Source organism: Chryseobacterium daecheongense (genome assembly GCA_027920525.1).
Classification (GTDB): domain Bacteria; phylum Bacteroidota; class Bacteroidia; order Flavobacteriales; family Weeksellaceae; genus Chryseobacterium; species Chryseobacterium proteolyticum.
The window spans coordinates 2,526,715-2,540,692 of sequence record CP115858.1 but is presented as its reverse complement, the minus strand read 5'-3'; the positions used below and the strand labels follow the sequence as shown (position 1 = coordinate 2,540,692).

The 13,978-nt window shown below is 33.6% G+C and carries 14 protein-coding genes; 1 reads left to right on the top strand and 13 read right to left on the bottom strand.

All coding sequences use genetic code 11. The annotated features are described in order from the left end of the window. Positions 1-14 precede the first annotated feature (14 nt). Entirely contained in the window at positions 15-971 is a 957-nt protein-coding gene (locus PFY10_11245) for an acetyl-CoA carboxylase carboxyltransferase subunit alpha (protein WBV54821.1), read from the bottom strand. Positions 972-1,018: 47 nt separating this feature from the next. Next, positions 1,019-2,530 carry a glutamate--tRNA ligase gene (gene gltX, locus PFY10_11240; GenBank protein WBV54820.1) on the bottom strand — a complete coding sequence of 504 codons (1,512 nt, stop codon included), beginning with the start codon at positions 2,528-2,530 and terminating at the stop codon, positions 1,019-1,021. Between the two features lie 358 nt (positions 2,531-2,888). On the opposite strand from gltX, the gene PFY10_11235 reads away from it, so the two are divergent. Further along, positions 2,889-4,319 (top strand): MAC/perforin domain-containing protein, encoded by a 1,431-nt coding sequence (locus PFY10_11235; protein ID WBV54819.1) that lies wholly within the window; start codon positions 2,889-2,891, stop codon positions 4,317-4,319. Positions 4,320-4,394: 75 nt separating this feature from the next. Here the strand turns inward: PFY10_11235 and PFY10_11230 are convergent, their stop codons facing one another. From PFY10_11230 to PFY10_11180, 11 genes are all read right to left on the bottom strand, one after another. Next, the gene (locus PFY10_11230; GenBank protein WBV54818.1) at positions 4,395-5,432 is read right to left on the bottom strand and encodes a glycosyltransferase; all 1,038 of its coding nucleotides are present in this window, start codon (positions 5,430-5,432) and stop codon (positions 4,395-4,397) included. Next, the gene (locus PFY10_11225) at positions 5,422-6,387 is read right to left on the bottom strand and encodes a lipopolysaccharide core biosynthesis protein rfaS (protein ID WBV54817.1); all 966 of its coding nucleotides are present in this window, start codon (positions 6,385-6,387) and stop codon (positions 5,422-5,424) included. Before PFY10_11225 ends, PFY10_11230 begins: the two co-directional genes overlap by 11 nt. 4 nt (positions 6,388-6,391) lie before the next feature. Then, the gene (locus PFY10_11220) at positions 6,392-7,375 is read right to left on the bottom strand and encodes a hypothetical protein (GenBank protein ID WBV54816.1); all 984 of its coding nucleotides are present in this window, start codon (positions 7,373-7,375) and stop codon (positions 6,392-6,394) included. A 4-nt stretch (positions 7,376-7,379) separates the two neighbouring features. Beyond that, positions 7,380-8,129, bottom strand: a complete 750-nt coding sequence (locus PFY10_11215; GenBank protein WBV54815.1) for a glycosyltransferase family 2 protein — start codon at positions 8,127-8,129, stop codon at positions 7,380-7,382. Between the two features lie 39 nt (positions 8,130-8,168). Continuing rightward, positions 8,169-8,933, bottom strand: coding sequence for a polysaccharide deacetylase family protein (locus PFY10_11210; GenBank protein ID WBV54814.1), 765 nt, complete (start codon positions 8,931-8,933; stop codon positions 8,169-8,171). Next, a complete protein-coding gene (locus PFY10_11205) occupies positions 8,930-9,721 on the bottom strand; it encodes a glycosyltransferase family 2 protein (GenBank protein WBV54813.1) in 792 nt (263 codons plus the stop codon). The genes PFY10_11210 and PFY10_11205 overlap by 4 nt, the downstream gene beginning before the upstream one ends. Further along, positions 9,721-10,968, bottom strand: coding sequence for an ornithine--oxo-acid transaminase (rocD, locus tag PFY10_11200; GenBank protein WBV54812.1), 1,248 nt, complete (start codon positions 10,966-10,968; stop codon positions 9,721-9,723). The genes PFY10_11205 and rocD overlap by 1 nt, the downstream gene beginning before the upstream one ends. A 101-nt stretch (positions 10,969-11,069) precedes the next feature. Next, the gene (gene accC, locus PFY10_11195; protein WBV54811.1) at positions 11,070-12,425 is read right to left on the bottom strand and encodes an acetyl-CoA carboxylase biotin carboxylase subunit; all 1,356 of its coding nucleotides are present in this window, start codon (positions 12,423-12,425) and stop codon (positions 11,070-11,072) included. A 98-nt stretch (positions 12,426-12,523) separates the two neighbouring features. Further along, entirely contained in the window at positions 12,524-13,003 is a 480-nt protein-coding gene (gene accB, locus PFY10_11190) for an acetyl-CoA carboxylase biotin carboxyl carrier protein (GenBank protein ID WBV54810.1), read from the bottom strand. Between the two features lie 123 nt (positions 13,004-13,126). Then, the gene (rpmF, locus tag PFY10_11185; GenBank protein WBV54809.1) at positions 13,127-13,330 is read right to left on the bottom strand and encodes a 50S ribosomal protein L32; all 204 of its coding nucleotides are present in this window, start codon (positions 13,328-13,330) and stop codon (positions 13,127-13,129) included. A gap of 69 nt (positions 13,331-13,399) precedes the next feature. Next, positions 13,400-13,930 carry a DUF177 domain-containing protein gene (locus PFY10_11180; protein ID WBV54808.1) on the bottom strand — a complete coding sequence of 177 codons (531 nt, stop codon included), beginning with the start codon at positions 13,928-13,930 and terminating at the stop codon, positions 13,400-13,402. Positions 13,931-13,978: the final 48 nt, after the last annotated feature.

The following is a 13,978-nucleotide window of genomic DNA, read 5'->3' as shown; positions in this document are numbered from 1 at the left end:
ACCGTTTTTATTTTTTATCCTTTAAATTGCCCCATGGCAATGAATTTTTCTTGACGTTGAGTTTCAAGTTCCTGTCCTGTAAACTTAGAGAAAGCTTTAATGTTTTGCAAAATTGAACTTTTCAAATTCAAATATGCTGTTTCAGGATCGTAGTGTGCTCCTCCCAGAGGTTCTTCGATAATCCCATCAATGAATTTTTCTCTTAATGCATCTTGCGGGGTAAGATTTAATGCATTCGCTGCATCTTCCTTGTGATCCCAGTTTCTCCACAATATAGAAGAACAACTTTCGGGTGCAATTACAGTATACCATGTGTTTTCCAGCATATATACTTTATTTCCAACACCTATTCCTAATGCTCCACCGCTAGCTCCTTCACCAATAATGTAAGTGAATATCGGAGTTTTAAGCTGAACCATTTCAAAAATGTTTCGGGCAATAGCTTCACCTTGTCCACGTTCTTCTGCTTCTAATCCAGGATATGCTCCAGGTGTGTCCACTAAAGTTACAACCGGGATACGGAATTTTTCAGCTAATTTCATTAGTCTAAGAGCTTTTCTATAACCTTCAGGATTTGGCATCCCAAATCTTCTGTGCTGTCTTTCTTTGGTTGTTCTCCCTTTTTGGGTTCCGATGATCATTACTTTGTGACCATCCAGAGTAGCTAAGCCTCCAACCAATGCCGGATCATCTGCAAAATTTCTGTCTCCGTGAAGCTCCAGAAAACTACCCTTGTCTGCAATACCATTGATATGATCCAATGCATAAGGACGATCAGGGTGACGGGATAGTTGTACTCTTTGCCAAGGAGTAAGGTTTCCATAGATCTCTTTTTTCTTCTCTATGATCTTATCCTCAATTTGACTACATGCTAATTTTACATCAACACCACTTTCTTCTCCTACTAAAGAACATGTTTGGTATTGGTCCATTAATTCTTTTATAGGAAGTTCGAAACTTAAATATTCCATTCTTGAAGTAAATTATATCGTTCAAATTTATGAAAAATTATGAAACTCTATTTAAAATTATTAATAGCATTGTCTATTCTTACTATAGTTTCTTCTTTTCCAAGCAGTTCCATGATATCTGGGACATCCGGCCCTTTCAATTCTCCTACAAGAGCGAGACGTAAAGGCATCATTACTTTGCCCATTCCAAGGCCCTTGTTATCTGCAAAATCATGTACCACCTGCTTCAATGTTTCTGCATTGAACGTTTCTGTTTTTTCTAAAACAACAGAAAGTTCACTTAAAATGGTTGCAGTGTCTTCATTCCACGCTTTCTTTGATGCTTTTTCATCATAGGAAGTAGGAGCTTCAAAGAAGAATTTTCCATTTTCATAAATGTCTTTTGGAAATGTTGCCCTTTCCTTCATAAGATGGATAATTCTGATTAGTTTATCATCAGAAATGTGGGATAAATCAAGATCTGTACTTTTTAAAATGTCAAGAAGTTCTTTATCAGACTTTAACTGAATATATTGATGGTTGAACCACTCCGCTTTCTCTTTACTGAATCTCGCACCTGCTTTATGAACTTTGTGAAGATCAAATTCTTTTATCATTTCTTTCAATGGAAGAATTTCCTTATCATCAGCAGGGGACCATCCTAAGAGAGCGACCATATTAATAAATGCATCCGGAAGATATCCGTTTTCTCTGTAACCTTTGGAGATATTTCCGGTTTCGGGATCTTTGAAATCTAACGGAAATACAGGAAATCCGAATTTATCACCATCTCTTTTGCTAAGTTTGCCTTTTCCTTCTGGTTTTAAAATAAGTGAAAGATGAGCAAATTGTGGAGCTTCCCATTGCATTGCTTCATATAATAAAGTATGTAAGCCCAAAGAAGGTAACCATTCTTCTCCACGAATAACATGAGTTATTTTCATCTCATGGTCGTCGATTACATTGGCAAAGTGATAAGTGGGCATTCCATCATTTTTAACCAAAACTTTATCATCTAAAGTATTGGTATTTACAGATGATTTACCACGGATAATATCCTCAAGATTTAAAATTCTGTCGACAGGCATTTTGAATCTCACCACGTAAGGTGTTTTTTCATCCAAAAGTTTTTGTACTTCTTCTTCGGATAATGCAAGGCTGTTTCTCAGGCGATTTCTTGTTTTGTTATCATAAGAAAAAACATCTCCTTTAGCTTCGTATTCTGCACGAATAGCATCCAGTTCTTCAGGAGTGTCAAAAGCCATATATGCATAATCCGTTTTTAAGATCTGCTCAGTATAACTGTCGTAAATTTCTCTTCTTTCAGATTGACGATAAGGAGCATATTTTCCTCCTTTTTTAGGACTTTCATCAGGAATGATTCCACACCATTCTAAAGCTTCTTCAATATATTCTTCAGCACCTTCTACATATCTTGCTGTATCCGTATCTTCAATTCTCAATACAAACTCGCCACCTTGATTTTTAGCGAAAAGATAATCATATAATGCGGTTCTTACACCTCCCAAATGCAAAGGTCCTGTAGGACTTGGAGCAAAACGTACTCTTACTTTCTCCATTATCAATTTTAATTTTTTGCAAATTTACTCAAAAATATATGGTTAACAGATATTTTGCGATTCTGATATTTTCTCTAGGATAAAATTCTTATAGTATTGTTAGGTAAGGATCATATATTCTTTAGACTGTTTAGAATAAATATATGTTTGGTTAAAATTAACAATTATATAATGATGAGCGTTGGAAATAATTAATAATTGTATTGATTAGACTTAAATTAATTCAAATATTTGGGAACGTTTGTTCTTTTATTTATAGGGGTTATGGATGTTGTACAATTCCTTCTTTTGTGATATCTATCATGTGGTCATATTTTTATCTCGTGGAATGGAATTTTATTTTTGCAAAAAAAGAAATATGATAAAAAAACAATTTTCATTTTGTATTAGTGCTATACTAATGCTTTTTCTAGCTTCATGTTCTACAGAAGAACTTAATAATGAGGCCACACCAGAAAACTTGGACCGCCTGAATCGTTCAGCAGCGGGAAAATCTGCTGGAGATGGCATATATGATGTTTTAGGACATGGGTATAATGCAACTGGTGAATATGCTAATGCCAATGCTGCCGGATTTCAGGTAATTGATATAGCAAGATTTAAAGCAGAGCAAGCTTCCAGATTAGTAACTGAGAATGTAGCTACTCAGGAGTATAAAGAAGAATACGGAGAAAATGCAGAAGCTTATTCTAAAATGGTATCAACTAAAGTAGGTGCTACAGTAGGATTTCCATTGTTTAAAAAAGTTCTCTCTGCATCTTTTAATTTAGCTGTAACCAATAATAATAAATTTGATGCTAAATATATATATGGAAGTTATAATCTTACAATTAAACAAAAGAGACTAAGGTTTAATACCACATCTGATGTTTTAGCAAACTATTTGACACCAGAGTTTACTCAGGACTTACAAACTAAAACCCCACAACAAATTGTTAATGATTATGGGACTCACGTATTATTAGATATTTATACAGGAGCAAAAATGGATATTTTATTCCAATCCGAAACGACTAATGAAAATCGTGAATATGCTGCTAGAGTGGGAGTTAAGGTTGCTGTAGCATCTATTGTTGATGTAAATGTTAACAATGATGTTGAAACTTCAAGCTCTAATAAAAATTATTCTAAAAAGCTTTCTTATAAGACAAGAGGAGGAGATCCATCGAAAGGGTTAATGGGAGAGTTAAATTTAGACCAAAGTAATCCTAAGATTAATATTTCAAACTGGCAAAATAGTTCAACACCGAATAACTCTGTTTTGGTAGATTTTGGGAATAATGGATTGGTTATTATTTATGATTTGGTAAAGGATCCAGTTAAAAAGGCGCAGCTTAAAGCCTATGTTGATCAATATTTGATTGATAATCAAGTATCTTTAGATTATACTACCACTATGTTATATGGTTATAAAAATGATCCAAGTAGTGATCATTACTTTTCTTTCGAAACTAATTTGCAACCATCCAGTTATTGGACGAATGAAGGGCCAACATTTAGAGCCTTTAGGTACAAAGCTCCTAATACAATTCCTATTTATTGCTACAAAAGTACTTCAGGATCAGAGCACTATTTTTCAAAAAGCAGTACGTTGCAACCTACTTCTTATTGGAACATCTACATGGGGTTAGCCTTTTATGCATATAAAGAACCTGGCGCTGGAAGGGTAGCTATATATAACTATAAAGCAAGAAATACGGGTGATCATTATCTTTCTACAAATCCAAACTTAGGCCCATCTAGTTATTGGGTTAATGAAGGAATTGAATTTTATGCCCCGGTAAATTAATTTTTTATATTAAAACAATTAAAAATAAAAAAGGCTGTCTGAATCTTCAGGCAGCCTTTTTATATATTTGCTCATTTACGAAAGTATCCTATTCCAAATATTTACGGTATCCAGTTCCTCATTTTTCAAATTATAATTTTGGGAAACAAAGTCTGAAGCCATTTTTCCTTTATGCAAGATCTCTGAAGGATTATTTTCATAAGATTTCAATGCTTCTTCTATTTTTTGGACAAACTCAATAATATTTCCATCTTCAACAGGACTTGAGAAATCATTTTTAAAATATTCTTTTCCTCCTTGCCCCCGATATCCTATAACATAGCAACCACAGGCCATAGCTTCTACAGGAGGTAAACCAAAGCCCTCTTTGTGATTAAAACTTAAAAATAGAATACTTTCCTTCATAATATTCGCAACTTCTTCCTCAGTTTTATTATCTATCGGAACAAGGTTCCAGCCATTTAAAGATTTCCTTTGTTTTAAGATTGAAATTACCTGTGTAACATCATCACCTAGTTTTCTTGGCATAAAACAAATCTGCTTTTCTTTTTTATCATGAAAATTAAAAACACTTGAATCTACTCCCAATCTCATTTTTAATATATTGGCTAAAGGGAACGTAAATTTCATGTAATTAAGAGCGTCCTCTGAAGCAACTATAGTAGCAAGCGTTTTTGGGTGATTATATGGGTTTATTTGATAATCTTCATGTATAGAAAAATATCCAAAAGTATAGTAGCAGTTCTGATTGAAAATAACCTTTGAAATGTCTTTTTCAATATTGTGTATGTGTGGACCATATATTTCAGGGAATACCAGGATAGAATCTTTTTCAATTTTTTTACTTTTCCTTTGAAGAAAGGAAAGTGCTATTTTTCTAAAAAAGTTAACTTTTTTCTCTTTGTATGAATATTTTAGTTTTTTGAATAGGTATGGGCTATATTCAATTGGTACCTCCGTCTTAAACCAATCATCTTTTTTACCAATTTTTTTATGTAAAATAACGGCATTAAAGCCATTCCGGTTAAGTGTTTCTACCTGTCGATAGATTTGCTTTACACCTCCGCTGGCAAACTTATTATTAGGACATACAAAGTATATTTTAGTTTTCATTTAAAGAAATTATTGATTTTATCCAGTTTTTAATGTAATATTTTTCTTTGATCCAATCTAAAGGCTCCTCATATGCATTTGTAATAAAATTCTCAGGGATGATCAAATTTTTTACATCTTCAACGACAAGGATGTTATTAGGGTTATAAAAATCATAGTTAATAATCTCTTTATTCGTTGTAATTAGTTTCTTGCTCAGCCCTAAAGCTTCATAAGGCCTAAAAGATAATCCCTTTTGGTGAGGATGGGCTAGATCCAGGATTATCTTACTGTCCAGATAATATTTATATGATTTTGAAAAAGGAATAATCTCATGAATTACTTCTATATTATCGGGTAAATCTTCTTTGATTGGGACTGATTTATATGTGAAAATTTTTCCTTTTGCAGAAATGTTGTTAGAATTAAAATAATCAAAAAAATGAATTGTCTCCTCTATTCTTTGATCATAAGTTGCTAAATAGCTTACATCATATTTTACAGCAGTACTTTTATTTTTAACAAAATAAAAGTTTGTTATATAATGTAAATGATAATGTTCACAATCTTCAGAATCAAAACTACAACAAATATTAAATTGGTTAATATATTCTTTTTGAGCTGGAATTTTTTTAATACTATCCCAAAATAAAACAATTGAGACTTTAGATTTTTGTAGTGCTGAAGCTAAGTCAGCTTGACTTAATACATCGGGCCTGTTAACAAGTAGTATATCATAATCATTACTGTTAATTATATGTTGGATGTGCTGTCCTCTTTTAATATTTTTTAAGTTTTTTCTTAGAAACGTTTTCAGAAAAAAATTATATACTTTTTCAAAAATATTTTTATATTGATATGGTAGAGTAGAATTAATATGAGTAACCTCACATTCACTATATTTTTTCAAACCATCAAACACAACTTCATTAAAACCATAATACCCCGGAGCTATAAATAGGAGTTTCTTTTTCATATTCTCAATTATTCAAATCAAATAATTTATTAGTCCAATTATCAATTGTGTAAAAGTAATAAATATTGTCTGGAATCTTCTCGTACGGCTGTTCAAAAAATTGGGTATTCAGATTACTGCAGGTTTCATCTAGAACTAGGATGTTGTTGGGATTATAAAAGTCGTAGTCTTTAATAGCTTTGTTGTCGGTAATGATTTTCTTTTCGAGTGCCATTGCTTCAAAAACCCTGAAACTTAATCCGTGTTGGTTTTCCCGTGTAAGATCGAGTAGGGCTTTCGAGTTTTTATAATATCCCGGAAGATCCTGATGGGAAATTTTCTTGATACTAAAGATAATGGATAAGCTTTCCGGCACAGTAATAAATAAATTCTTTAGTTGATTTTTCCAGCTTTTCTTACCGATAATCATAATTTGAAATTTTAAATTCAAAGCGATTAACTTCTTCGTAAGTAACTTAATAAAAGAGACTCTTTTATTGTCATAGGAAGTAATATAGAAAAGATCCATTTCCGGATTCTGCTCCTCTGAAGAATGGTGGTCCAGATAAATATAATTGGTCAGCTTTTCAAAAGCGTGTTTTTTAACATCAATAATATCAAATGAAAAAATTTTATCAAAAAGCTTAAGTTTTTCAATTTCAACGGGGAGCCTTTCAAGGCTATCGTATAGATAAGTAATAAGTCTTTTGCTGTATGCCTTAATTTCCTGAAGAGTAGATATATCAAATGTGTCAGGATTTAGAACCAAAATTTGATCCTGAGGGCCTAATGCTGCAAGCGAATCGATAACAAACTGTTGTCTTTTCTCTGTTTTCAGATTCTTATTTAAAAAAACCTTACTGATGGCATTAGTTGCTCTCTCCTGAAAGTTTGAATGCGTAACGTTTCCGATTTTAATATGATGTGCATCAATACCCTTTTTACATAGTGTATCTACAATATGTTTGTCGTAGCCCCAAAAATCATAACTAATTACACAAATCTTCATTCAACTATTTTTGTTCCTTTTTTAATGATTCATACGTTTCATACGTGCTTAACGCCTGCAAATATGAAAGCTGATAACCTTCTTTTCCATCTAATATTCCTAACCGCAAAATGTATGCCTTGAAAAACTTGAACGCTGTTTTGGAATATTGTGTTATTAGATTAAATTTTTTTCCTTTATTTGATAGTTCCTGTCCTTTCAGAATTCCATAATGAATCATTTTATTTTTATAAGACTCATAATCTGAAACGGAAAAATGAAGTAGTTTATTCTTCAATTCTCCAATTGTTCCGGAAACTTCTAATGTTTCATGTACTTTTTTTTCTGAAATATATCTCGCCTTTGACTTTCTGAACAATCTGAAGTTCTTGTCAGTCTGGGTTCCTGAATAATGAATAGGTTTCCCTGCAAAGAAGAATTTTCTGTAAAAATAATAAGCATCTTTTTTGTCCGGTTTTTCAAGTTCATTAATTATTTCAGCTTTAAGATCCGGGGTAATTCTTTCATCACCATCCAGAAATAGGACCCAATCATTTTTAGCCTGATCCAGAGCTATGTTTCTTTGTTTAGTAAAATCTTCAAATTTGTTTTGGATGATTTTTACATTAGGATTAGCTTTAGCAATATCTAAGGTTTTATCGGTGCTAAAAGAATCTACAATTATAATTTCATCACAAAAATCAAAACATTCAAGGACTTCCTGTATATTTTTTTCCTCGTTATATGTTATGATTAAGCCGCTTATATTTATCATAACCATTTAGATGTTTGAAAACCATTAAAGTTAGGTCTTCTAAAACAGTTTTAATTTTCCAAAGATAAGTTTTAATTTGAATTTTTCTATGGAGTCATCCCCTTTTATATCTATTCTACATAGCTCATATTTCTTAGATGGATAGTAATTTACTCTGTTTCCAATTCTTACGGCGAAATCAATTCCCAACTTTTTTAAGGTAAAAAAAAGCTTTTTCTTATCCTCACCTTTCTTGGGGTATTTTCCATAAGGATAAGCGAGGATCTTTTTATACCTAATATGATGGTCATTGAGAATTTGCATATTTGTTTCAAGATCCTTTTCGGTTTCTTCTGGTGTTAATGTTCTCAGATTTTCATGAGCATGAGTATGCAAGGCAATCTCAAAATAATTCGGATCAAGATTTCTGATATCTTCAAAAGTCATCATGGGATAATCTTTGTATCCCTCCTGAATAAATTTTGTAGGAATAAATATAACAGCTTTTAAGTTGTATTTTTCCAATAGGGAAGGGAGATAGTCGAAATTATTTTTATAACCATCATCGAAGGTTAATATAATGCTATTCTTAGTCGGAATGTTGATATCCGAAAAGAATTTAGAAGTGTAATTTTTGTCTTTCAGATATTTAAACTGACGCTCAAGATTATCAAGGCTTACCATGAGGGCATCTGTACTTTTTTCTCCTATCTGGTGGTACATGAGGATAATCAATCTGTTTTCAGTGAAGAAAATGAGATAGAGTCTGAAATGTATCACTAACAATACCAATATAATAGATATAATAATTAGGTATAACATCATAGGGCTTTCTTGTGGTATTTTTTTTCAAGTTCTTCTAATTTTATTTTTTCACGAAGTTTAATGTACTTGAGAAATGTATAATAAGACATAGTTTTAGCGATATAGTATCCGGCAAACCCATCCAGGAAGCCAAATTTAAAGATAAAAACTTTTATAAATTCGAAAACAGGGCTTACAATAACCTTAAAACGCTTGATTCTTTTTCCTTTTTCAAACATTTTCTCGGCCATCATATCAGAATATTTATTGATTTTTGATACATGGCAATGTATACTTCTGTAGGTATAGTGATCAAGCCTGCCATCGAGATTTCCTGCTTTTTTATCAGAGATCAGATATTCATGTACTTTATCATCTGAATATTTTGCCGAATCCTTCCTGAACAATCTTTCTCGGGATACAGTTCCCCAGCCTCCATACCTTATCAAATGAGTCCCTAGGTGGTTATTAAATTTCGTCTTATAAATATGATATTCAGGATTATTTAACGACGTTACATGCCTGATAGAATTTCTTAGTTCCGTATCAGGGACTTCATCAGCGTCCAGAAATAAAATCCATTCACCAGAACATAATGAAAGGGCATGGTTTTTCTGTTCACCATACCCGTTAAATTTCTTTTCAAAAAACTTGACCTCGGGATATTGTTGAAGGACAATTTCTTTTGTGCGATCAGTTGAATAGCTATCGACGATTATAATTTCATCGACGATATTATAAAGGGAATCTAAAAGTCTTGCAATGTTATGCTCTTCATTATAAGTAATGACAGCCAGAGTAAGAGACATTATTTAAACTCGAGAATCGTTTTTTTAATGATTTCTATACAATCAAGTAACTGCTCCTCTGTAATGACCAAAGGTGGTGCTAATCTGATGATATTTCCGTGAGTAGGCTTGGCAAGCAGTCCGTTTTCTTTTAATTTCAGACACAGGTTCCACGCTGTAGAACTGTCAGGAGTATCATTGATTAGAATCGCATTTAACAATCCTTTACCTCGTACTTTAGTAATAAGGTCAGATTTTTCAATTAATTTTTGAATCTCATTTCTGAAAAGCTGTCCTAATTGTTCGGCTCTTTCAGATAGGTGCTCATCTGCTACAACATCTAAAGCTGCTACGGCTACTGCACAGGCTATTGGATTTCCTCCAAATGTTGAACCGTGCTGTCCGGGTTTAATAACGTTCATGATTTCATTGTTAGCAAGAACAGCAGATACAGGATACATTCCTCCGGAAAGTGCTTTCCCTAAAATCAGGATATCTGGCTGCACATTTTCATGGTAACAGGCAATCAGTTTCCCGGTTCTTGCAATACCCGTCTGTACTTCGTCCGCAATAAAAAGAACATTATGTTTTTTACACAGCTCAGAAGCTCCTTTAAGAAAGCCCTCATCCGGAACATACACTCCGGCTTCACCCTGAATGGGTTCAACTAAAAATGCGGCAATATTTTCTGCTTCATTGTTTAATACTTCTTCCAGAGCTGAAAGATCATTATATGCGATTTTAATAAAACCCGGTGTAAAAGGCCCATAATTTTGATTCGCATCCGGATCGTTAGAAAATGAAACAATAGTAGTTGTTCTACCATGGAAATTATTTTCGCAAACAATTATTTTCGCTGCGTTTTCTGAAATCCCTTTAACTTCATAACTCCATTTTCTGGCAAGTTTCACTGCTGTTTCTACTGCTTCAGCACCAGAGTTCATCGGTAACACTTTATCAAAACCAAATAAAGTAGTAATCTTCTTTTCGTACTCTCCTAATTTTGAATTGTAAAAAGCTCTTGAGGTAAGGGCAAGCTTTTTAGCCTGATTTACTAAGGCATCTACGATTTTTGGATGGGAGTGGCCTTGGTTTACGGCAGAATAAGCTGAAAGAAAATCATAATATTTCCTGCCTTCTACATCCCATACAAACACACCTTCTCCTCGGTCTAAAACTACGGGAAGAGGATGGTAATTATGTGCTCCATGTTTGTCTTCAAGGTCAATAAAATACTGTGAATTTTTTTCTGTTTCTACTGTTGACATATTCTTTTGGTTTTGTACAAAGTTAATAATTTAATATGATAAGGTATCAATAAAAAACTGCCCCGATTTGAGGCAGTTTCTGTTTTTTATATTAAATAATCTTAATGATTATCATATTTTCTATCCATTACAAAGTCTTCCATGAACTTTGTAGTGTAGTTTCCTGCAAGATAATTTTCGTCATCCATTAATTGTCTGTGGAAAGGAATCGTTGTTTTTACTCCTTCAATATAAAACTCTTCCAATGCACGTCTCATTTTAGCAATTGCTTCTTCACGGGTTTGAGCCGTAGTAATTAGCTTTGCAATCATAGAGTCGTAATTAGAAGGGATCGTATATCCTGAGTAAACATGAGTGTCTACTCTGATTCCATGTCCCCCAGGGATATTTAATCCTGTTATTTTTCCTGGAGAAGGTCTGAAGTCAGCATATGGATCTTCAGCATTAATTCTACATTCAATTGAATGTAATTTCGGGTAATAATTGATTCCTGATATTGGAGTTCCTGCAGCTAACAGGATTTGCTCCCTGATCAAATCATAATCAATTACCTGCTCGGTAATAGGGTGTTCTACCTGAATCCTTGTGTTCATTTCCATGAAATAGAAATTTCTGTGTTTGTCCACCAGGAATTCGATTGTTCCCACACCTTCGTAACCAATGAATTCAGCTGCTTTTACTGCTGCTGCCCCCATTTTCTCACGAAGTTCATCGGTCATAAACGGAGAAGGAGTTTCTTCTGTCAGTTTTTGATTTCTTCTTTGTACGGAACAGTCTCTTTCAGAAAGGTGACAGGCTTTACCATATTGATCTCCGGCAACCTGAATTTCGATATGTCTAGGCTCTTCAATTAATTTTTCCATGTACATACCTCCGTTTCCAAAAGCGGCTACAGCCTCCTGAATGGCAGAATCCCAATGCTCCTTAAGATCTTCTGCTTTCCAGACAGCTCTCATTCCTTTTCCACCTCCACCGGCAGTTGCTTTGATCATTACAGGATATCCTGTCTCTTCAGCAACTTTCACTGCATGCTCGTATGATTCAATAAGACCGTCAGAACCTGGAACACATGGCACACCTGCAGCCTTCATGGTTGCTTTGGCGTTCGCTTTGTCACCCATTTTCTCAATTTGTTCTGGGGAAGCACCAATAAACTTTATCCCATTTTTCTGACAGATTCTTGAAAAATTCGCATTTTCAGATAGGAATCCATAACCAGGGTGAATAGCATCTGCATTAGTAATTTCTGCAGCAGCAATGATATTTGGAATTTTAAGGTATGAGTCTTTGCTCATTGCAGGACCAATACAAACTGCTTCATCGGCAAATCTTACGTGAAGACTGTCTTTATCTGCAGTAGAGTAAACTGCAACGGTTTTGATCCCCATTTCTTTGCAAGTACGAAGAATACGCATTGCAATCTCGCCACGGTTGGCTATTAATATTTTTTTGAACATCTTCTTCAATTTGAAAATTAGATAATTTGAAAATTAGATAATGTTATTTTAATGTAGAATTTAATCTAACATCCAATGTCTAACATCTAACTTCTAAATTAAGATGGATCTACTAGGAATAAAGGTTGGTCGTACTCTACAGGAGTAGCATCGTCTACCAATATCTTAACGATTTTACCGCTGATCTCAGATTCTATCTGATTGAATAATTTCATTGCTTCAATTACACAAACGATTTTTCCGTTGGAAACTTCATCACCTACATTTACAAAAACGTCTTTATCTGGAGATGGCTTTCTGTAGAAGGTACCAATCATTGGAGACTTAATAGTTAAATACTTGCTGTCATCAGAAGCTGCTTCTACTTTTTCAGTTGGAGTAGTGGCAGCTGGAGTTTGTACAGGAGCTGCTACTTGCTGAGGAGCAGTGTGGTAAACTGCTGGTTGTGCATAGTTTACTTCGCTTCCTGCTAATGGAGTTTTAATAGTGATTTCGAAATCTTTAGTCTTGTATTTAACCTCTGAAACTTCGGCTTTAGATACAAACTTGATAAGATTTTGTATGTCTTTAATGTCCATAAATTTGATATTTGATTTTGAGCCAAAGATACCAAAAAAACATAAAAAACAACAAAAAATCGCCCAATTTTGATGAAATTGGGCGATTTTTGTATTAAAATGAGGTTTTTTTAAATTTACCTCTTAGTTTTCTTCAGTAGTTTCCACTGTTTTCTCTAGTACTACTTTACCTCTATAGTAAAGTTTTCCTTCATGCCAGTGAGCTCTGTGGTAAAGGTGGTGTTCACCTGTAGTTGCATCTTTCGCTAATTGAGGAACTACTGCTTTGTAGTGAGTTCTTCTCTTATCTCTTCTTGTGGACGATTGTCTTCTCTTTGGATGTGCCATTGTGTAATAACTTTTTTAATTTGATGAGCGATGAGATTTTTTTCATCATCTCATCATATTTAAATTATTTTAATTTTTATCTTTTAATTTTTTTAAAGCTTCCCATCTTGGGTCACTCTCATGTTCTTCCTCTTCCTTTTCTTCAATATCTTTAGGACTGAACTGGTCCAAAATTTTTAAATCTTCATCACTTACGTCAGGAGATACTTTTTTCATAGGTATGGAAAGTACTACATTTTCGTAAATCAACTGTGCTACATTGAAAGCGTGGTCCGAGCTTGGAATAGTAATAACGTTTTCGTCACTATCATCATATTCTTCTCCAAACTTGACCAGGACTTTAATTTCATTTTCAATCTGATGGTCAAAATCGGCGCTTGTAATATCGCAAACCAATTCTACGGTTCCATCAATTTTTATTTCAAACTCTAAAAAAGTAGTATGCTTTTCCAAAAGAACATCTACTGTTATTCTAGGATTTGTAAATTCCTGTTCAGTGTCAAATAATTGAAAGAACGATTGGTCTATCTCAAATTTGAACTGATGCTTGCCGTTTTTTAATCCGGAAAAGCTTACGTCATAGTTTCTTAACTTGTCCATAAAATGAGTGTGCAAAAATATGCATTTTTTTTATAATTACAAATAAAA